Raw genomic sequence first — 276 nt, 5'->3', positions numbered from 1 at the left:
CATCGTCTAGAGGCCTAGGACATCGCCCTTTCACGGCGGTAACCGGGGTTCGAATCCCCGTGGGGACGCCAATTAAAGATGATTTGGTAGATAGACGAGACATTGTTTATCTATTTAAAATTTCTTATTGTTCTTTAAAAAATTGGAAACAAGCTGAAAACTGAGAGATTTTCGAAAGAAAGTCTGAGTAGAAAAAATCTTGACTGAACAAAAGCAGTCAAGTGTTTAGTTGAAACGCAATATCAAGTGTTCTTAAAAAAACATTTGAGGTTGTAT

General features: G+C 37.3%; 1 tRNA gene. It reads left to right on the top strand.

Annotation, left to right across the window (positions count from 1 at the left end):
• Window position 1 precedes the first annotated feature (1 nt).
• Window positions 2–71, top strand: a tRNA-Glu gene (locus ACTG7X_RS11105).
• Window positions 72–276 lie beyond the last annotated feature (205 nt).

It is taken from the genome of Lonepinella sp. BR2271 (assembly GCF_051851515.1).
Lineage (GTDB): Bacteria > Pseudomonadota > Gammaproteobacteria > Enterobacterales > Pasteurellaceae > Lonepinella.
This window is presented reverse-complemented; position numbering and strand designations above follow the sequence as displayed.